Raw genomic sequence first — 21,240 nt, 5'->3', positions numbered from 1 at the left:
TCTAAATCCATGAAAAAGATAGTTCTTCCTATACTGCTTGCCTTGAGTCTGGCTTCCTGCCAGCTTGACGAGACGATTTATTCGTCGATTTACACCGAAGCGTTTTACAAAACAGCGGCCGACGCCGAAAAAGGGCTGATTGCGGTTTACGACCCGCTGGCCGACATGTGCGTTGGTCCTGCTTTGACGGTCGTGTCGGATTTTAGCGCCGATCAGTCGTATCCCCGAGCGGTGGTCGGTCGGAACACGCTTACGCTGTTTGCGTACGACCCGAACTATACCACGCAGAAAACCGCCGGTCGCGTCAGTGAATCACCCCAGCAAATCTGGTCTTCCTGCTACGACGGCATTGAAAAGGCGAACTGGATCATCGAGAAAGTGCCCGCTGCCAGCATGGACGAAACCCGCAAAAAACAGATCATCGGCGAAGCGTATTTCATGCGGGCATTCTACCACTGGACCCTGACGAAAAACTTTGGTGACGTGCCCATCAAAACGAAAGCCAGCGTTACGCAGGCCGAAGCCGTTGTTGGCAAAAGCGCGAAAGCAGACGTTTATAAACAGATCTATGCTGATCTGGAATTGGCCGGTGCCGCCGGACTGGTCTCTGGTCCCGGCATTGAAAAAGGCCGGCCTTCGAAAGAAACCGTGAGCGCGCTGTACGCCAAAGCGGCACTCTACAACGAGGATTGGGTAAAAGCGTCGCAGAAAGCGCAGGAAGTTATTAACTCCGGCAAATACTCGCTCCTCCCGAATGTGCTTGATGTGTACCGCTACGACAACGAAGATGCAGCCCGCGTCGAAAACATGTGGGCTTTTGAATCGGAAGGTGGGTTTAGTCCGTCGCGCGGTCACCAGCTGACGAGTTTGTGTGGTCCATCGGGTAGTGCCGCCCCGGCTTATTCGAAAACTTCGTACGGTTCGATGTTTGCCTATCAGTCGTTTTTCGATTCGTTCGACCCGAAAGACAAACGGCGGCAACTGCTGGACACGACTTACGTAGACAAAAGCAACAAAGTCGTTCCGCAACGCAGCATCACCCCGATCACCACGCAGGGTGTTTTGATCAAGAAATACCAGGACCCCGCTTCGACGGTCGGCAACACGCCCAACATCCCGATTCTTCGGGTACCCGACATGTACCTGATCGCGGCAGAAGCCGAAGCCCGCCAAAATGGACCAACGGCTACGGCCTATGGATTCATCAACACCGTTCGGAAACGGGCGGGTTTAACGGATCTGGCTACCGGATTGAGTAAAGATGCGTTCATTGATGCTATTCTACAGGAACGGTCGTGGGAATTCTTCGCCGAGGGTGACCGCTGGTATGATCTGACCCGGACGGGTAAGTTTACAACCGCCCTGACGAAAGCCGTAAACAGCGTCTATCCCAACAGACCCGTTCTGGCAAAAAACAAGTATTTCCCGATTCCGCTGGATGAGCTGAATGCCAACGGAAAGCTGGACCAAAATGCGGATTGGAAGTAAGTTGCTTTTAAACCCAAACGCTCCACTTATGATGTGCATACGACCGGGTTATGTATGGTTTTGCTTACTGGTATCCATCGGACTGGTTCAGGGCCAGTCGGGAAAGACGCTATCGTTGAAAAACGACCGCATCAATCTGGACTGGCATTTAACAAAAACCGGCTGGGCAATCCATAAGCTAGCCGTTCGCAAGGGCAATGGGTGGGTAACGATAGCGAATCCATCCGGTGAAAACACCTTGCTCTACGCAGCCGACAAACCGAGCGCTAAGCCCGATACAACATTCACGGATAGAACAGGGGCCCTGTTTCCGGGTCCGCTGTACCACTACCAGCAGTCGCAGTGGGCCGAGACGACCAATCCGGTTTCGCTGAACAAAGCGGGGGAAGCGTATCATTTTGCGGCTCAGTCAGGAAAGCAGACCAGTGCGAACCAGCTTCAGTTCCGGCACGAAACAACTATTGCTTCCGTCGAAACCACCTGGTCATTCGATCCGAAGTTTCCTACGGACATTCTGGTCAGGCAAACGCTGACGGCGAAGAAACCGGGTTATTTTTCGCTGGCCAGTCCAACGCTGGCGAGCGTGTCCGAAAAAGACCTGGCCTGGGCAACCGTACCGGGCTATTTTCAGGGCAACCAGATTCAGCCCAACTTCGCGCTGGCGTACGCATACGGCCACGGGGTGCCGTCCCTACCCGTTGTGTATCGGGAGCGGTGCGCGAGTACGCTGTGTCCACTGGTTAGCAGCAAACAGGGGGTAACGGTATCGGTCATTCCCGACCCTTCGCTCGGTCGTGATCCGTGGGCGTCGGACAAGATTACGCAGGAAGATTGGCTTATCGGTTTATCGCACAAAAACCGGAAGTCGCAACTGACACCAACGCTGTACTACCCGGTTTTAGGCGAACCAAAATCCATGCTCAAAGCTGGTGATGTGATCAGCTACACCTTCCGCTACAGCCTGACCGACGGCGACTGGTTCCGGGCATTGAATCATGCCGTCTACGACCTATACGACTTCAAGCAGTCGCTGGCGTTACGGCAGAACAAACAGTCACTGACGGATCGGGTACAGAAGATGCACCATTATCTGACGGACCCCAAAACGTCGCTCTGGAATGTTGAAGCGTACAAAGGTCGGTCGATTGGCGCACAGTCATACCTGGGCGGGGTGGTAGGTTCGAACAAAGACGCCATGAAAAACTCCGATTACGGCGCGATGTGGCTACTGGCAACCGCAACCCGAGACTCGCTGCTGACCAAGAATGTATTGCCTTACGCGCTGAATTTCAAGCTCACGCAGCAGCAAACAGCCGACGGTTTTTTCAAGGGGGCGGCCATCGGTCAATATTACCTGGCGAAGTCTAAAAAATTCGTGGAAGAATGGGGAGCCGTGGTCGAACCGATTGCGCTGACCTATTACATCATGCTCGATGTGGGCAATATGCTGTTGTTCGAACCGGATAACCAGGAACTGAAAGAACGGTTGAGAATCGGAGCCGACCGGCTGCTCGACTGGCAGAAACCCGATGGTAGCTGGGCCGTTGCCTACGACCGGCAATCGGAAGCCGAAGCCTTCACCGATATCAAAGACCTCCGACCTACATTTTACGGATCACTGGTGGCTTATCGCATTCTGAAAGATCCCAAATACCTGGCCTCATCCCGTAAAGGGGCCGATTGGTTTATCGAAAACGCGGTCAAGACGGGGAGCTTTTTGGGCGTGTGTGGCGACGCTCGGTACGCGCCCGACTTTGCCACGGGTCAATCAGCGCAGGCCCTCCTCGATTTGTTTGACCTGACGAACGACACCCGGTACAAAGAAGCGGCTATTCTGGCTGCCAAGATCTACACGACGTCTATCTACACGCACCCAGTTGCCAGTCACAAACCCAAGACAGTTAACGGTACAGCGCGCGAAGATTGGGAAATTTCGCAATCGGGATTGAGTTTTGAACACGGGGGCATTTTCGGGTCGGCCAATCGACACGGACCGATTCAGTTAGCCAGCCACGCGGGTTTGTTTATCCGACTATACCAGCTGACCGGCGAACCGATTTTTGCCGACATGGCCCGCGCCGGAGCGATCGGTCGCGACGCTTTCGTAGACGCCAAGACGAGCGTTGCGTCCTATTACTGGAATGCCATGAACCGGGGAGCGGGTCCGTATCCACACCACGCCTGGTGGCAAATCGGCTGGATCAACGATTATCTGCTGGCCGAAGCAAACCTCCGGTCGAAAGGCCAGATTTCGTTTCCGCGCGGATTTGTAACGCCTAAAGTCGGTCCGCACCAGACCTACGGCTTTGCACCCGGAACGGTGTTGGGTGAACAGGCGAATCTGCTGATCCAGGACGGTCTGGCAACGTCTGTCAACCCAAACATTGAAGCAATCACCGCCGTTTCAACCGATCAGAAAAAGCTGTTTATCATCCTGCTCAACGATGTGGCCCAACCTGTCAATACGACCGTGAAACTTCAACCGGCGCTTCTTCGTACGGGGAATGGTCAGCTAACCAACCTAACGACCAAGCAGGCTATAACCAGCATTAACGATACAACGATTAGCTTGCCAGCCTATGGGATCACCACGCTCGTCTACGAATGGAAATGACCGCCTGACCTTTAGCCCAACCGCTTCTTTTTGACCTGATGAATACAACCATTGATACCGCCGTTATCGTTATTTTCTCCGCCTTCGTGCTGGGAATTGGGATGCTGTTTGCCCGGACGGGACGCAACCTGAAATCGTTTTTTGCCGGTGGAGAAGCCGTTCCATGGTTCATCGGTGGGTTATCGCTGTTCATGAGTTTTTTCTCCGCCGGTACGTTCGTGGCCTGGGGTTCCATTGCCTACAAGTACGGTTGGGTAGCCATTACCATCCAATGGACCATGTGCATTGGCGCGCTGGTAACGGGTTTGTATCTGGCCCCGCGCTGGAAAGCAGCCGGAGCTTTGACCGCGGCTGAGTTTATTCGGGAGCGGCTCGGCCTGACGGTTCAGAAAGTATACATTTTTATTTTCACGCTGGTCAGTGTATTCATCAAAGGATCAGTACTCTATCCGGTGGCCAAACTCGTTAGCTCCTCGCTCAATCTACCGCTGATTCCCTGCACGATTGGGCTAGGTTTGTTTATGATCGCCTACACGGCAGTAGGCGGGTTATGGGCCGTGATGGTGACGGACATTCTGCAATTTGTGGTGCTGTCTGCCGCCGTTTTCATTCTGTTGCCCTTGTCGCTGGACCGGGTGGGCGGTTTTGATGGCTTTACGCAGGCCGTTCCCGACGATTTTTTCAACCTGCTCAACGGAGAATATACGATTGGGTTTGTACTTGCCTTTGTGTTCTACCACATCGCTTACATCGGCGGCAACTGGACGTTCGTACAGCGCTACACCAGCGTAGATAGCCCGAAGTCGGCCCGAAAAGTGGCGTTCCTGTTCGCCGGACTTTACTTGATTAGTCCGATTATCTGGATGATGCCACCCATGATTTACAAGGCCATCAACCCAGATTTATTAGGGCTGGACACCGAAAATGCGTACCTGAAAATATGCCAGCTTGTACTACCGCCCGGTCTATTGGGCCTGATGCTGACAGGCATGTATTTCTCGACATCAGCCAGTGCGAATACTGCGTTAAACGTCGTGTCTGCCGTTTTCACAAACGACATTTACAAAGGGCTCATCAACCCAAACGCGTCTGATAGACAGCTTATTCGGGTGGCCCGTGGCTCGTCGTGGGTGTTTGGCCTGGGCATGATCGGTATCGCCTTGCTGGTTCCGGCGGCTGGTGGCATTGTCGAAGTCGTGCTGAGCATTTCGGCTATTTCGGGTGGTCCGTTACTGGCTCCTCCCCTATGGGCCTTGTTTTCCAAACGCCTGACCAGTCGCGCAACGCTTTGGATTACAGGCATTGGCCTGGTAGTCAACCTGTTCTTTAAAGTGCTGTCGCCCTGGCTGCTTGATTTCAAACTGACCCGCGCCTGGGAAACGGCGATTGGCATGGGCATCCCGCTGCTGTTGCTACTTGGCTATGAACTATGGGCGCGCTCCCGCAATCTCGTTGCCAACGAATACTACCGCTATCTGGTAGCCCGGCAACAAAAAAGGGATGAAGCCCAAACCGCAAACGCCCAAACTGAATTAGCCGCCGAAGCGGTCGAGGTACGCAAACAGAACCGGTTCGGCTTGCAGGTTATTGCCGGATCGCTGGTTTTCACGGCCTTTATGCTGTTTGGCTTAAGCTTACTAACGTCTACCGGCGCAGGTATCACCGCAGGCATTGCCGGCGTGGTTCTAGTAGCCGCCCTGATTCCCTGGCGGGCAGCGGGGTCTGCCAGCACTTTGGAAGCTTCTGTTGATGCTCCCGTTAACGAACGAATTACCGAATAACATGCGCAGAAAAATACAACGTTTGCTGCTGGCCGCTGGCCTTTTAGTCACGGGTTTCGCCCAGGGTCAGTACTCGATTCGTGATCCGAAAGCAATACCGCTGAACGGCGAATGGCGGTTTGCCCTCGACCCCGTTGGTGTCGGCGAAACCGAACAATGGTACGGGTCCAAAAATCAGCCCAATGGCTGGGACAAAGTAAAGGTGCCGCATTGCTTCTCGGTCGATCCGCGCTACCAGTTTTATACCGGCGCAACCTGGTACCGACGCACGTTTGCCTGGCAACCATCGGGCCGTAAACGCGTTCTGCTGCATTTCGACGGTTCCTACTACGCGACAACGGTCTGGCTTAACGGCAAAAAAGTCGGTTCGCACGAAGGTGGCTATACACCATTCAGCTTCGACGTTACGGATTTCCTAACCACCGGTTCGGACAACGATCTGGCAATTTCGGTCAATAACAATACGTGGCTACCGGGCTCTATTCCGGGAGCCAAAGACAATGGCCGCCCCAACGATCCGTTTCCCGGCTGGATGAATTACGGCGGTCTGATCCGTCCGGTATACCTAACCGTTGAGCCAGACGTTTACGTCGAAAACGTGAAGGTTGAAGCCGTACCGGACTTAGCCAAAGGAACCGCTACCCTGACCATCCGAACCCGCATTCGCAACGCATCGGGCCAGGCGGTTACGCCAACGACGCAGTATCAGGTTCGGCAGGGCAACAAGACGCTGGCCTTGAAATGGAAAAATACGGGTAGCGCGGTTGGTTCGAATCAGACGGCGGTGTTCGAAGCCGAAGCTCCGCTTAAAGCAAGCGACGTAACGCTTTGGAGCGTTGACCGGCCAACGCTGTACGATCTACAAGTTGTTGCTGGAAACGATACTGTACGGACCCACTTCGGTATTCGAAAAGTCGAGGTTCGGAATACACAGTTACTGCTGAACGGCCAGCCGATTAAAGTGGCGGGCGGCAACCGGGTTGTCGACTATCCTGGACTAGGTTCGATGGAACCCGACTGGCTGATTGAGAAAGACCTGCGGCTGATGAAAGAAGCGGGCATGGAATTTCATCGGCTGACGCATTACACACCCAGCGAAGCCGTGTACGACTGGGCCGACCGCAACGGGATGCTGATCATCACCGAAGCAGGCAACTGGCAGTTGACGCCCAGCCAGATGGATAGCGACACCGTTCGGCGGAAGTTTCAGCAACAGTTTCGCGAAATGGCCGAACGTGACTGGAACCACCCCTGCGTGATTGCCTACAGCGTTGGGAATGAGTACCTGTCGGAAATGGCTTCCGGCCAACGGTGGACCAAAGATATGATCGCTTTTGCCCGCTCGGTCGATCCAACCCGGCTGTACACCTTCGCGTCGATGCGGTTGAATATTCTTCCGAAGAAGCCGGAAGATGAAGCGAGTCAGTACTGCGATTTTGTGTCAACGAATACCTACGGCAACCACGCGCGGGCGCTCGATCATATTCATCAGCTTTACCCCGACAAGCCGATACTCATCAGCGAATGGGGCCGCCGGGCTGATACGGACAAGGGCGATACCGGACAAATCGCCGACGTAGAACAGGTCATCCAGGAGATACGAAAACGGCCTTACGTGATTGGTGCGTCGTGGTGGTCGTTCAACGATTACCAAAGCCGCCATCAGGGTACGAACGCTAACGGTTACCGCCCGTGGGGCCTTGTCGGACCGGACCGCAACAAACGCCCGATGTACGCTACCTACCAGCGCGAAATGGCTCCGGTCACCGTTGAGAAACTAAGCTGGCAACCCGGCCCGGAAGGCGTTCATACACTTACCCTACGCGTAACGGCTCGCAAGGATTTTCCGGCGTATGTGGTGCAGGGCTATTCCCTTCGACTCTCGACCGATCCTTCTTTGGAAAGAGATGTGTTGGCGCGAGCCGACAAATTACCCCTTCCGACGCTCCAACCGGGGCAAAGCGTTGACCTGACCATTCCGGTTCGTGGCTTCGACAAAACGCTTACCGTTACGGTTTCGAAACCGACCGACTTTTCTATTCTTTCTCAATCTATCGACTTAACGAATGATACGCGAACAAGCAACCGATAAACGAACCTTAAAAACCATCCGTCACGACGCCGATCTGATTGTAGTGGGCGGTGGCGTGTCGGGCGTATGCGGTGCCCTTACAGCGGCACGGGCGGGCATTCGCGTGGTACTGGTGCAGGACCGCCCCGTGCTTGGTGGCAACGCATCGAGCGAAGTACGACTGTGGGTTCTCGGAGCCACGTCACACATGGGTAACAACAACCGTTGGGCGCGCGAGGGCGGTGTTATTGACGAGTTGCTGCTCGAAAACTGGTACCGAAATCCCGAAGGCAATCCGCTTATCTTCGACACGATTCTGCTGGAAAAAGTCATTAGTGAACCAAACATAACCTTACTGCTGAACACGGCGGTCTACGAAGTCGAGAAAGATCCGACAAATCACGACCGTATTCGTCAGCTCAAAGCCTTTTGCAGTCAGAACGGTACGCTCTACGATCTGGTAGCTCCCTTGTTTTGCGACGCGTCCGGGGACGGAATCGTTGGTTTTCAGGCGGGGGCCGCTTTTCGGATGGGAGCCGAGTCAGGGGATGAATTCAACGAAAAATTTGCCCCTTCGGCTGAGTACGGGGAGTTGCTGGGTCATTCGCTGTATTTCTACACCAAGGATACGGGTCGACCCGTTCGTTTCGTGCCACCCGCCTACGCACTAGACGACATCACGAAAATTCCGCGTTACCGCCGGTTCAACGCGCAGGAATACGGCTGTCAGTTGTGGTGGATCGAATACGGCGGACGATTGGACACCGTTCATGACACCGAGCAGATTAAGTGGGAGTTGTGGAAAGTCGTGTATGGCGTCTGGAACTACATTAAAAACTCCGGTCAGTTTCCCGAAGCCGCAAATCTGACGCTCGAATGGGTTGGACAAATTCCCGGCAAGCGCGAAAGCCGACGTTTCGAAGGAGATTATATACTCCGGCAGCAGGACATTGTTGAGCAGCGCGAACATCCGGATGCTGTGGCGTTTGGCGGCTGGAGCATCGACCTACACCCCGCCGACGGCGTATTCAGCGAAAAACCGGGCTGCAACCAGTGGCACAGCAAAGGCATTTACCAAATTCCGTACCGGTGCCTGTACTCGCGTAACGTCAGCAATTTGTTTCTGGCGGGTCGGCTCATCAGCGCGTCACACGTAGCGTTTGGCTCGTCGCGGGTGATGGGAACCAGCGCCCATGTTGGACAGGCAGTTGGTATGGCCGCAGCTTTGTGCGTCCGCGATGGGTTGAATCCGCGCGATCTTAGCGAAACATCCCGCATCGCATCGCTGCAACAGAAGCTATTAAAAACCGGTCAGCACATACCTGGTCTGCGGCTACACGATGAACAGGACTTAACGCATCGTGCACAACTGACGGCATCCAGCGAATTCGTTCTGACTAGTTTACCCCCCGATGGCCCGTTGGTTCAGCTGGCACAACCAGCGGCTCAGATGCTTCCCTTACCCGCTGGCCCGATCCCTCGTCTGACGGCCTGGGTCACGGCGGATGAAGATACGGTGTTGACAGTGGAATTGCGGAAAAGTAGCAAACCGGACAATCATACACCCGATGTAACCCTGAAAACGCTGTCTATTTCGCTTAAAAAAGGCAAACAGGAGATCCCGCTGGCGTTTGATGCACATCTCCATCAGGCTAGCTACATCTTCGTCTGTTTTCTAAAAAACGACGCTGTTCAGCTTCAGTATAGTTTGCGGAAAGCCACGGGGCTGCTGTCCGTTTTCAATAAAACCAATCCGGCGGTGTCCAATTACGGCAAGCAGGAACCGACCGAAGACATTGGCGTCGATACGTTTGAGTTCTGGTGTCCCGAACGGCGTCCCAAAGGCCATAACCTTGCGCTGACCATTGAACCGGGGGTTCGGCTGTTTGAAGCCGAAAACGTGCGCAATGGACTCCAACGGCCAACGAACCAGCCCAACGCCTGGGTAGCCGCCCCGACCGACACCCGACCGACGTTGACACTACGCTGGCCGGAACGAAAAGCAATCAGCCGTGTCGAGTTGTTTTTTGATTCGGATTACGACCATCCACTGGAATCGGTGATTATGATTCATCCCGAAACGGCGTCACCATTTTGCGTGCGGGAATACGTGCTTTGCAATGACCGGAACGAGCGGGTGTTTCACCAGACCGAGAACCACCAGAGCCGCAACGTCATCCGGTTCGCACAACCCCTCGACACGACGAGTTTAAGCGTTCACCTCGAAGCCATGAACGGCGACGCACTCGCTTCCTTACTCGAAATCAGGGTGTACGAATAGAAGTACTATTTTTTAATTGACTCGTGGTGTCGGTTTCTCAAAACCGACACCACAGCCAGAAACCGACACCACGAGCATAACTACTTCTTCGGCCTCACCGTAAATTCCGTGGCACGAAGCACTTCTTCACGGACGATGTCGTATGACTGCGCCAGCTGATTTCGAAGTTGTCTTACTTCGGACGTTGGATTGCCCAGTACGTTCAGGTTCGTCACGTTTTGAAACGAAATCAGACCGTATCCTTTTTCACTACCTCTTGGAACGACCAGTCCAGACAACCCTCCTCCTACAATCTCGTTGCGCTTTATTCCTTCGCTATAAGAATGCGACAAGGGTGCCATGACTTTCCAGCCGGGCGTTGCATCACGCGATCGCATAAAGTCAACGACGAGTAGTGGGGATTTGCTGGGGTCGAAGCCAGCACCAAACGACGCTACCATCGTCTCCCAGATTTCCATCTTCACGACCGGAGCCGTGGCCTTGTCGCGCTTTTGCAGACTAGCCATCCGCGTCTGGACGCTGTCGCCGTAGATTTTCGCCATAGCCGCTGGCGAGGCCCCTTTCATGTTCATCTCCGGCGAAACGATCATCGTTATGTAATCGTACTCAGCGTTTTGATCGGAGCTCATCTGCCTGACCATCATGTACCAGCCAAGCAATTTTCCTTCGTCAACGGCAGCCTGGTTAATAGCCCGCCACTCACGTTCGACGGGCAAGGCGTCCTGTATCGTCAGACCGGGCGACAATTTGTGATAGATCAGATAGGTAAACGTCTTCTCTGATTGTGCGTTTGCGGCCAGGGCGGATAACCCGAACATACTAACAAGCAAGTATTGAAAGAGCGGTTTCATAGAGGATAGCAGTAAAACGAAAGCAATTAGACCTGTGTACCTTTAAAAGCCAATCGAATTGCCCCCATCGACAGGTAACGAGGCCCCTGTAATGTACTTGGCCCCTTCCGAAGCCAGAAAAACGGCAGCCCAGCCAATATCATCGGGTTTGCCGAACGTACCCATTGGGGTCCGACGCATAGCACGAGCAAAGCGGTCAGGATCGCCACTCATGGCGGTTTTGCTCATGGCTGTTTCAATGAAACCGGGAGCGATTGAATTGACGCGAACACCGTTGCCCGAAAATTCCGACGCCAGCACTTTCACCATCCCTTCGACCGCCGATTTAGACGCTGCGTATGCTACCACCCGGTCGATACCGTAGTAGGCTGCCATCGATGAAATCATGATGATCGAACCACTCTTACGGGCCATCATGCGTTTTGCGCAGGCGCGGGTCAGGCTGAAAACAGAATTGAGGTTGGTATGCACGATCCGGTCGAAATCTTCGTCACTGACTTCCAGGGCCGGTTTTTTCATGTTGATTCCTGCGTTATTAACCAGAATATCAACGGGTCCGTGTGTCGCTTCGATTTCCTCCACCAAGCTATCCAGCGATTCACGAACGGTTACATCATTGATTCTATAGTGAGCCTGCCCGGTCGACTGCCCTTCCGATAGTTTTGCAACGGCTTCCTGAAGCGGCTGCTCCCGACGACCCGTGATGACGACGCTGGCTCCGGCTTGTACCATGCACCGGGCAATATCGAACCCGATACCGCTGCCCCCGCCCGTAATGAGCGCTAACTTCCCATCGAGCGAAAAAACGGTTGGAAATATCGGGGCCGTTGCTTGTCGTGCGTCGCCCTGAACGTCTTGTACTTGTTCCATTTTGGTTTGATTGGTTGTATTGTAGCGATCCCGTTACATCGCCTATTAACTTTTCCGACTTAGGTGGATGGTCTGGGCCTGTTTCTGCGCTTTTAGGGCTAATTCAGTAGCCAGAAAACAATGCTCCTGCGACATAGCTGTTTCGGTGCGGTTGAGCACATCGTTGACTAGCTGTTCGCCATACGGTAGTGGTTCTTTGCTGCAATCGAAGTAGCGAGTTTCCTTATTGTCCGTCAGGAACAAATGATTACCACCCTCGCGCCCACCGGGATCAATGTTTTTACGGATCTCGATAAATCCTTCGGTACCCAGAATTGTCAAGCGTCCGTCGCCCCAGGATTTCAGCCCGTCGGGCGTAAACCAATCGACGCGGATGTAGCCCACTCCGCCATCACCGCGCAACATTACATCACCAAAATCTTCGAAATTAGGGTACTGCGGATGGTTTGTATTACCCACCTGCGCGGCTACGATATCGGCCTTTGTGGAGCCGGTAAAAAACAAGAATTGGTCGAACTGGTGCGATGCAATGTCGCAGATAATACCGCCAAAACGCTTCCGGTCGAAAAACCAGTCGGGTCGCGATTGGGGCGTCATGCGGTGTGGTCCCAAACCGATGGTCTGAATAACCTTACCGATAGCTCCGGCTTTTACCAGTTCACCGGCTTTTACGGTCGCCCTGTTTTCGAAGCGCTCACTGTACATGATCGAGTAGATCCGCTTGGTATCTTTCTGAACGCGACGCACTTCGGCTAGCTGGTCAAGCGTGGTGATGCCGGGTTTATCGACCATGTAATCCTTGCCCGCCTTCATAACCCGAACGCCCAGTGGTGCCCGTTCATCAGGAATGATCGAACTCAGCACGAGCTGAACAGTCTTATCGTCCAGAATTTCGCTCTCACTTTTGGCCTGCTTCACCTGCGGATATCGCTTGGCAAAAGCAGCCGCCAGATCGGGTTCTTTGGCGTAAAACGAAACCAGTTCGCCACCACCCCGAATAACCGCTTCGACCTGACTGTAGATATGGCCGTGATTCATACCGATCACTGCGAATCGAATCCGGGATGCAAGGGGCAGGCTGATTTTCTCGGGGGCCTGGTCGATAACCAGTCGTTGGGGGCTACTCAGGGCTTCGGTCGATAAGCCTGGAAGCATAACCAGACCAGCCGCCGTGGCCACCGAATCTTTCAGAAATTTGCGTCGATTATCTTGTGAGCGATTCATAAGGGTAGGATTTTTATTCCGGACATTCCTGTCCGGAGAAGACTAAGTACGAAAACTGCTTCCGAACGTAACTGTCCGGGTTACTTTTGTTTTGATTTTTTCGCCAGTTCCAGCGCCTGGGTGGTGGTGTAATATTTGGCGATCATGTTAGGAACTTCCCAGGCAGGCATCTTCCCGTCTTTCAGGTATTGCAGGTACTTCTGCGTGACCCGCCCGAAATGCGCTTCGTGGCCTTCCTTGTATTTCTCGGGAATGATTACCTCCCAGCCTTTAGCCAGCTTCCTGACGTCTATGCCCGGAAACTCCTTCTGAATAGCAGGCAACGCCGTTTTAAGCGCGGTTTCCGTCGCTGCATCACCCGAGGCCGATTCGATGTACAAAGTTGGCTTGTACTGCTGTTCGGCCCCCTGCCGGATGATCAGGTTGGCTTTTGTACCCCGCATAATCGAGTAATGGGTATCGCCCGCGCCTTCGGGTGCTTTGTAAGCCCAGGTAACCGACACCTTCGCGTGAATACCCCGCAGCTGGTAATTGATTTCGCCATTGCTGTAGACACGCAGGATACTGTCGTTTACCACGTCTTTTTTGAGGTAATCGGGAAACGCGTTTTGTTTCGTGATGGCCTTGAACTGGCTTAGGTTCATGTCCGTTGTCCACCGCCGGGCCGACGTCAAGCGGATGTCTTTCCCATAGTCAATCGTTTGCTCGGGAAAACATTCCCACTGCACCAGATCGACCAGGTGCGTTGTTACGTCGACGATGCCTTCGCCCTGCTGCGCCACGTCCATAAACCAGGCCGGACGCGTCAGGATGCTTCCCGACACGTTTTTGTAGAAGTGGTGTACACTTTCCTTGGTTACCGCCGGATTCTCGGGCGTCCCTTTCTGCAACGTTCCAAACACATCGGCCTGCCGTGAAAAAGCCCGTTGGAGCATCGTCGTTATTTCGTAACGCTCCGTCATGATGTCGTACAGTAGCACCTTTTTTTGGTCGGCGGTGGCAAAGGCATCTTTCAACTCGTTAAACTTGTCCGAACTGATAACCATCGGTTTATCGGCCAGTACGTTAAAGCCAGCCCCGACGGTTTTCTGAATGTAGTCGGTTTTCAGTCGGTTATTACCCGCCATAACGACTACGTTTCCGGCCCGATCCGCAATCATTTTATCGAAGAAATCCGAGCCTTTGTACACCTCTTCTTTCCAGTGAGTCGGTTCGTCAGCGCGCGTGTTGTAACCCTGGATCTTGTCCAGATGCAACTGAACATCCGGGCCGTCGGGAGCGTATACGTGCACGACCGAATCGACCCCGTCGTACATCGTTTTCTGCACCAGAGCAGCATGGAAATGACCAGGATCTAACGTAATCAGGCGAATCATATCCTTCTCCGAACCTTGTCCGGTCGTTTTCTCCGACGATTGACAGGCGGCAAACAGGGCCGCCAGAAACAGGCTACTAACGGTGGGTATTAACTTCATACTTTCGGTTTGTAAATGGTAGGTTGTAAGAGAGTTTTTGCCGCAACCGCTATTTGCCTTTCGCAGAAGCTACCGCCTTGATCGCATACGGTGCCCGCTGGGGACGAGATAATAGCGCGTTTGCTTCCGCATCGTTTTTGAACTGCTCTTTTTTCGGGTCCCAATACAGCTTCCGATCGAGTTTCATGGCCGCGTGATGGAGCAGGCAAGCGGAGCAAGACCGATGCCCTATCTCGGCGGGCGCAATAGGCTCCTTCCGACTGACCACGCTTTCGAGCCAGTTGCCGTGATGCTCCTTGCTGACAGGCAAGTGTATTTCATTTGGGCCGATCACTGATGTCAGCAGTTTTGGGTCGCTGGCGTCTAGTTTTTTGGCGGCATTCTGTTTGGCAACGGGATCGCTGGACGTTACCGATCCGTCTCCGCGCGACACGAAAATCCAGCCGTTGGTCCCTTCAAACTTGATCCCGTTCGGAATCTCGTTACTGACAATCATGCGTACGCCGTTGTCGTACAAGGCTTCCGTCCGAAAAATACCGTGCACGTTCCACAAGCCTTTTTTGGGGAAATCAGCGTGTCCCCAGATTTGGACGGGTCCGGTATGCTCCGTGTCCATTGCCCAGTGTGCGCAGTCGATGTGGTGCGATCCCCAACCGGTGATCATACCCGCGCCAAACTGCTCGCAGCGCAACCAGCCGGGCCGGTCGTAGCCAACCTGCGGATGGACCCGCTTTTCGGTATAATACACCTCTGGCGTGGTGCCCAGCCACATGTCGTAGTCCAGATTTTTGGGAATAGGCATTTGCGGCTCGTCGTCACCCGCCGGATCGCCGGGAAGTCCAACGTATACCGTTTTCAGTTGTCCGATCCGACCGTTTCGCACCAGTTCGGCGGCATACCGAAACTGCTCGGACGAACGCTGCTGACTTCCGACCTGTACAATCTGCCCCGACTGCTTCACGGCATTGGCCATCATGCGCCCTTCCGCAATCGTGAGCGAAGCCGGTTTCTGCATGTACACATCCTTGCGCGCCCGTACCGCATCAACCACAATCGGCGCGTGCCAGTGGTCGGGCGTACTGACGATCACCGCGTCAACGTCTTTGTTGAGAAGCAATTCGCGGTAGTCGGTGTAGACCCGAACGCCGTCGTACTCCTTTCCGTTTTTCTTTGAATAATAGTTATTAACCAGCTTTTTAGCGTCTTCGGCCCGGTTGCTATCCAGATCGCAAACAGCCATGATCAGCGCGTTGTCGTACTGCCAGACGCCCGGTATATCGTGTCCGCGCGAAATTCGACCGGTTCCGATGGCCGCTACGTTGATCCGATTACTAGGCGCATTTTTTCCAAAGACCGACGCGGGTACAATCGTTGGAAAGCCACCCAAAACCGTTGTGGCTAGGGCGCCGGTGGCGGTTGTTTTCAGAAAGTTACGTCTCGATGCATCTACGACTTCATCTTTTTTCATGACTTTACAGGTTTAGGACTTGATACTAATCAAAAGCTTTTTCACTATTCTATCTATCCATTCGGAACGGATTTCATCCGATTCTTTCGCACCGACTTCCCTAAGAATGTAACCCAGACCTTTCTGACTAATCAGCGCGAGATCTGCCTTACATCCGTGCTTCTCGGCGAAAAAACTTACCGCAACAGGTAAACATCAACCAACTGCTTCACTTCATCCAGCGTCCGTTCTGGCTTTTTGAACGGGGCCGGAATCGGTTTCCTGGCATACTCCTGAAGGTACAGCACCCAGGCATCACGCCACCAGATTGCTTCTTTGTGCTGCGTTTCCAGACGACCCGCTACCTCAGCGTACGTTTCTGGATCGACCGAGCCTTTTACCTGCGCCCACTGCTGCTGCATCCAGCCAACTGAATCGGCCCCGGTGTAAAAACGTGTGCAAAGCTCATCCCACAGCGTTCGACCCGTAGACAGTTTTTTCGTCCACGGCACATGGTGAAACCAAAGCAGGTACGGCAAAGGACACGTTTCGGGATTGTTCCACTGCTTTTGAACCTCGGGATTGTACTGAGCCAGCGCGTTACTTCCTTTTTCGGTCCGGTCGAAACCTAAGCCGACAGAATCCGCGCGGTGGTAATACACGGCGGTCCAGTCGGGCCGGGGGCTTTTGTTCTGCCAGGGTTCAGGCGCAAAATGCACACCCGTCCACGGACGCGAAAGACCCATTGGCGTATTATAATTCACGTAAATTTCCCGCGATTTAAGCATCATGTCGGCAATACGCGTTATAGCCTGCGGCTCCTTGGTCAAGGTCATGGCGATCCATTCCCTGGCAATCGCTTCGGAGGATAAGGTATGATCCCAGGTAAGCCGACCGAACGCGTACCAGTTAGCCTGCGCCATCGGATGCCCCGTCCAGTTGCGGTCGGAACCCGTATTGGCCACACCCGCCATCGCCGTAATCGGATACCCATCGACGCTACCGTCAACGACTTTAGCAACGGTTGCCCCACTGGACGGTGCTCCTTGCCCCTTCGCGTACGTATCCGAATCCAGGCATTCCTTGAAAATCGGCGCTTCGTAAACCAGGTGCGTAGCAAAGCCCAGGTATTCCTGCGTCAGTTGAAATTCTATCGCCAGCGGGGTCTTGGGCATTTTTCCGAACAAAGGCGAGAACGGTTCCCGTGGCTGAAAATCAATCGGACCGTTTTTAACTTGTACAATTACTTTCTTGTCAAATGTACCGTCGAGATGCCCGAATTCTTCGAGTGCTGCTTTGAACCGGTCGGCTTTCGGGTCCGCTTTGTAGACGAAGGACCGCCACAGCACAATACCATCGTAGGGTTTGAGCGCTTCGGCCAGCATGTTCGCCCCATCGGCGTGGGTCCGGTTGTAATCCTGCGGTCCGGGTTCGCCCTCCGAATTGGCTTTTACCAGAAACCCGCCAAAATCGGGAATCAGCTTGTAAATTTCTTTGGTCTTGTCGGCCCACCACTTGCGAACCTCCGGGTCGAGCGGATCAGCGGTTTTCAAACCTCCAATCACCTTCGGAGCCGGGAAATAGATAGACACATACACCCGGATGCCATAAGGCCGAAAGACGTTCGCCAGGGCGGCTACCTTTCCCAGATACTCAGCAGTCAAAAACCGGGCGCTGGCATTGACGTTATTGACAACCGTACCATTGATACCCAGCGACGCATTCGCCCGTGCGTAATCGCGGTAACGCGGGCTGATGCGTTCGGGAAGCTCATACCATTTCCAGAGTGTTTCACCCGCGTAACCCCGTTCAATCGTACCGTTTGGGTTGTCCCAATGGTTCAACATCCGATACCGTACTTTCGGGTCACTCGTTAACGACAGCGCATTGATGGGCTGTAGCGTTTGCAGTTGCCGTAGCAAAGCAAAGGCACCGTACAAAACGCCCGCGTCGCTTTTGCTGCTGACGACAATGTTGTTGGAACGACTGGTAATCTGATAGCCTTCCTGCGTACGCAGTTGTGCTCCCGCGACAGGTCCATTGCCAACGCTCAAAATTATGCCCCCCGTACGATTGCCCGCATTGGTAAGCACCGGCACCGCTTTGCCCAGCAAGCCCTGCAAGCCCACTTGCAATTCGTCGGCAGCAGCCTTTAAAGTAGGACTGTTTCCAGTCACCGCAATAAACTGGGCCGAACGGGCATACGCGTCCCGCTTAGCCGCGTCTTTGATCAGATCGTATTTTAGCCAAAGCCGATAGCCGTCGTCGGCATAGCTGCGGCTAGTCAGTAACAGCAGTAAAGAAAAGAGAACGCGTATTGTCAAAATCATGGATTGATTACGATGTATCATTTTTCGCAATGAAGTGGGTATACTCTTTTTACTCCGCCAGCGACCGAATAATGCCAAATTCCAGTCCGCGCAACTCAGCTAATCCACGCAGACGCCCGATGGCTGAGTAACCGGGATACGTCACTTTATACAGGTCGTCGAGCATCTGGTGCCCGTGGTCGGGACGCATTGGAATGGACGTAACGCCAGTCCCCGCCTGAGCGCGTCGTTGTTGCTCTAATACGATTTCTTTCACCACCGCGTACATGTCTACATCGCCAGCCAGATGATCGGCTTCGTGAAAATTACGCGGATCGTCTTCGCGCTTGGTTGTGCGGAGATGAATAAAATGAATCCGATTGCCAAACCGACGAATCATACCGGGCAGGTCGTTGTCGGGGCGAATGCCCAACGAGCCAGTGCAGAACGTAATCCCGTTGGCAACAACATCACAGGCATCCATCAGTTGCGCCAGATCGGCCTCGGTGCTGACAACGCGCGGTAAACCCAGCAGTGGTCTCGGTGGATCGTCGGGGTGAATACACAGATTAATACCCAGTTCGTCGGCTACCGGCGCTACTTCCCGAATGAAATAATACAGGTTTTCGCGCAAGGCCTGGTCGTCAATAGTCGCGTATTCATTCAGTAACCCTTGAAACGTATCGAGCGTAAACGCTTCTTCGGAACCGGGTAACCCCAGCAAGACAATATTGCTCAGTTGGGTAATCTCCTGTGCGGTCATCTGATCAAACCGGTGTCGGGCAGCCTGGGCTACTTCGGGTTCGTAGTCGGTTTCGGCACCGGCCCGTTTCAGGATGCATAAATCGAACACGGCAAAATCCTCCCACACGAACCGCAACGCCCGTGATCCGTCCGGCATTTCGTAGGTAAGATTCGTCCGCGACCAGTCAAGGACGGGCATGAAATTGTAACAGACCGTTTGAATCCCGCAAGCGGCCAGATTCCGTAACGACTGTTTGTAATGCTCAACGTAGGTGCTACGATCCGGATTACCTTTTTTGATATCCTCGTGAACGGGCAAGCTCTCCACCACAGCCCAGTGCAACGGCGAATAGCGATCATTAGCCGCTTCGACAAGTTGTTTCCGTTCTTCAATGGCCTCAACGGACCACACGGCCCCCACCGGAATCTGGTGTAGTGCGGTTACCACGCCAGTACAGCCAGCCTGTCGAATATCCATCAGAGAAACCGGATCGTTCGGGCCGAACCAGCGCATGGTTTGTAGCATTCCCATAAGCAAAATTTGACAGTCGGACGATACCGTTACGGGCATCGTTGACGTGCCCTATAATTAGTTGGTTTGTTTAAACTGTTTTTTGGCTAATTCGATAAATACGGGCCAGTCGGGCAAATCGGTGTGGCCGCCTTCGTGGTTGCGAAACGCCAGATCGCCATCCATCAGCGATTCGTCGGGCTTCGGCATGACCGTTGTCGACAACCCTTTTTTACCGAGCAATTCGTAGACAGGGCTAGCCGCTACGCAGGCCAGAAATTCACCGTGCGAGTCAGACCAGCTATCCTTCGTGCCACCCGTAATAAATACTGGACGCGGGGCGATCAGGGCGATCAACTCGTGCGCATCGACGGGCATAGCCTGCCAGTTCCCACCGTATTTGACGAAATTTCCGGCCATCCAGTGGTATTCACCCGAACCCGCTACGTTATCAATCGTTTCGCCGTAATTCCGTTTTTCTAAGGAAGCGCCCATCGACCCTGAACAACTGGCATAGACGATAGCCCAGCGGGGATCGGTAGCAGCGGCCAGCAGTGCCGTTTTGCCCCATCGCGAATGGCCCTGGATGCCGATCTGTTTGGGATTAATGGCTTTATCGGTTTCGAAATAATCGAGCGCACGGCTCAGGCCCCAACTCCAGGCCGCCAGAACGCCCCACTCGTCGGGTTTCCGGTCTTTGCCCTCGCTGACCAGCCCGATAATGCCTTCGTGCAGACCCGCTCCGCTATCCATCTGAACAGCGCCGGTATTGACAACAGCCACGGCCCACCCCGCCGAAATAACGCGATCAATGGTTACCATCGGTGTTGGGAAAGCACCCCAGACCAGTACGATCAGCGGTACCGGCCCCTTCGCATTCGCGGGTGTGTACAGTGTCATGTCGATGCTCGGCTTAGCCGAAGGATACCGGGAGTTATCGATCCGGCCAGCAATCGTTTTGCGAATCGCCCGGCTGCGCAAGGCCGTGTCGGTAACAGCGGTTACAGTAAACGTTACGTTTGGCGTGTTTTTGGGCGTATTGCCGTATATCTCGGTTAGAAAATCGGCCAGTAGTTCAGGACGACGCTGTTTCCACCAGGAGTTGGCATTTTTTACCGGTTTACCGTTTTTCAACACCAGCGGATCAGGCAGTGTGTAGCCCCCCGCTTTGGCTTCGTCATAATTCGACCAGTTGCCCCAGCCCGACCGTACGTGTGTATTGCCTTCGTCGTCGTACCAGTTCGTTGATCCTTCCTTTTGCTTGAGATGCGATGGTCGTTTGGGGTCATCAGCCGGGGGCGGCAGCGTCGGTAGTTTCAGGTTCAGGCGATTCATAACGCGTTGCCAGTCTTCCTGACTAGCCTCGCGCATCTTGTCCATATATACTTTTCGCTCCTCCGGCGTCATTTTCTGAAAATCAGGAGCCTGGGCATTGACCCGATGTACCGTCAGAGCGAGCACTACGAAAGGAATCAGAAACCAGCCGGGACGCATGTTGACTCTCATGATTGTGGGCAAATTGACAAACCAGTTCGGGCAGGCGTTTGAGTTAGGGTGGTGTCAGGTTTGAGACG

13 protein-coding genes are annotated in these 21,240 nt (G+C 53.8%); 5 read left to right on the top strand and 8 right to left on the bottom strand.

All coding sequences use genetic code 11. From position 1 onward, the window contains the following. Window positions 1-9: 9 nt before the first annotated feature. Genes M0L20_RS11305 through M0L20_RS11285 form a run of 5 tightly spaced genes read left to right on the top strand, consistent with a single transcriptional unit; the run spans window position 10 to window position 10,235 of the window. The gene (locus M0L20_RS11305) at window positions 10-1,488 is read left to right on the top strand and encodes a RagB/SusD family nutrient uptake outer membrane protein (protein WP_248477055.1); all 1,479 of its coding nucleotides are present in this window, start codon (window positions 10-12) and stop codon (window positions 1,486-1,488) included. A 28-nt stretch (window positions 1,489-1,516) separates the two neighbouring features. Next, the gene (locus M0L20_RS11300; RefSeq protein WP_248477054.1) at window positions 1,517-4,102 is read left to right on the top strand and encodes a glycerophosphoryl diester phosphodiesterase; all 2,586 of its coding nucleotides are present in this window, start codon (window positions 1,517-1,519) and stop codon (window positions 4,100-4,102) included. A 38-nt stretch (window positions 4,103-4,140) separates the two neighbouring features. After that, window positions 4,141-5,883: a sodium:solute symporter family protein gene (locus M0L20_RS11295; protein WP_248477052.1), complete on the top strand. Its 1,743-nt coding sequence runs from the start codon at window positions 4,141-4,143 to the stop codon at window positions 5,881-5,883. 1 nt (window position 5,884) lies between these two features. Beyond that, entirely contained in the window at window positions 5,885-7,975 is a 2,091-nt protein-coding gene (locus M0L20_RS11290) for a glycoside hydrolase family 2 protein (protein WP_248477050.1), read from the top strand. Next, on the top strand, window positions 7,950-10,235 hold the full coding sequence (locus tag M0L20_RS11285) for an FAD-dependent oxidoreductase (protein WP_248477048.1): 2,286 nt from the start codon (window positions 7,950-7,952) through the stop codon (window positions 10,233-10,235). Before M0L20_RS11290 ends, M0L20_RS11285 begins: the two co-directional genes overlap by 26 nt. Window positions 10,236-10,315: 80 nt before the next feature. On the opposite strand, the gene M0L20_RS11280 is transcribed toward M0L20_RS11285, so the two are convergent. From M0L20_RS11280 to M0L20_RS11245, 8 genes are all read right to left on the bottom strand, one after another. Further along, window positions 10,316-11,086 carry a hypothetical protein gene (locus M0L20_RS11280; RefSeq protein ID WP_248477046.1) on the bottom strand — a complete coding sequence of 257 codons (771 nt, stop codon included), beginning with the start codon at window positions 11,084-11,086 and terminating at the stop codon, window positions 10,316-10,318. A gap of 42 nt (window positions 11,087-11,128) precedes the next feature. Further along, complete coding sequence (locus M0L20_RS11275; RefSeq protein ID WP_248477044.1) at window positions 11,129-11,956, bottom strand: SDR family NAD(P)-dependent oxidoreductase; 828 nt, start codon at window positions 11,954-11,956, stop codon at window positions 11,129-11,131. A gap of 45 nt (window positions 11,957-12,001) precedes the next feature. After that, window positions 12,002-13,180, bottom strand: coding sequence for a Gfo/Idh/MocA family protein (locus M0L20_RS11270; protein WP_248477042.1), 1,179 nt, complete (start codon window positions 13,178-13,180; stop codon window positions 12,002-12,004). Window positions 13,181-13,260: 80 nt separating this feature from the next. Further along, entirely contained in the window at window positions 13,261-14,655 is a 1,395-nt protein-coding gene (locus M0L20_RS11265) for a putative oxidoreductase C-terminal domain-containing protein (RefSeq protein ID WP_248477040.1), read from the bottom strand. A gap of 49 nt (window positions 14,656-14,704) precedes the next feature. Then, window positions 14,705-16,123, bottom strand: coding sequence for a Gfo/Idh/MocA family protein (locus tag M0L20_RS11260; RefSeq protein ID WP_248477038.1), 1,419 nt, complete (start codon window positions 16,121-16,123; stop codon window positions 14,705-14,707). Between the two features lie 176 nt (window positions 16,124-16,299). Continuing rightward, entirely contained in the window at window positions 16,300-18,432 is a 2,133-nt protein-coding gene (locus M0L20_RS11255) for an alpha-glucuronidase family glycosyl hydrolase (RefSeq protein WP_248477036.1), read from the bottom strand. Between the two features lie 49 nt (window positions 18,433-18,481). After that, window positions 18,482-19,687 (bottom strand): mannonate dehydratase, encoded by a 1,206-nt coding sequence (uxuA, locus tag M0L20_RS11250; RefSeq protein WP_248477034.1) that lies wholly within the window; start codon window positions 19,685-19,687, stop codon window positions 18,482-18,484. A 57-nt stretch (window positions 19,688-19,744) separates the two neighbouring features. Further along, complete coding sequence (locus M0L20_RS11245) at window positions 19,745-21,172, bottom strand: alpha/beta hydrolase family protein (protein ID WP_248477032.1); 1,428 nt, start codon at window positions 21,170-21,172, stop codon at window positions 19,745-19,747. Window positions 21,173-21,240: the final 68 nt, after the last annotated feature.

The organism is Spirosoma liriopis, assembly GCF_023196085.1.
GTDB lineage: Bacteria > Bacteroidota > Bacteroidia > Cytophagales > Spirosomataceae > Spirosoma > Spirosoma oryzicola.
The sequence above is the reverse complement of the archived record's forward strand: the minus strand, read 5'-3'. Positions and strand labels throughout refer to the sequence as shown.